The following is a 250-nucleotide window of genomic DNA, read 5'->3' as shown; positions in this document are numbered from 1 at the left end:
GCCGCCCGCAGGACGTCGAGTGGTGCCTGGCCGACGACGGCTTCCACATCGTCCAGAGCCGGCCGATCACGACCCTGTTCCCCGTCCCCCGAGCCGAGGACGCGGACCACCACGTCTACGTCTCCGTCGGTCACGGCCAGATGATGACGGACGCGATGAGGCCGCTGGGGCTGTCCATGTGGCAGCTGACCGCCATGGTCGCGATGCACGAGGCGGGCGCACGGCTGTTCGTCGACGTCACCGCGCGGCT

The 250-nt window shown here is 70.4% G+C and carries 1 protein-coding gene; it reads left to right on the top strand.

Features of this window, described 5'->3' with window-relative positions; translation table 11 throughout:
• A partial coding sequence (locus DN069_RS37585; RefSeq protein ID WP_133260180.1) for a hypothetical protein occupies positions 1-250 on the top strand: 250 nt, incomplete at both ends.

The organism is Streptacidiphilus pinicola, assembly GCF_003258295.1.
In the GTDB taxonomy this organism is placed as follows: Bacteria; Actinomycetota; Actinomycetes; order Streptomycetales; family Streptomycetaceae; genus Streptacidiphilus; species Streptacidiphilus pinicola.
This window is presented reverse-complemented; position numbering and strand designations above follow the sequence as displayed.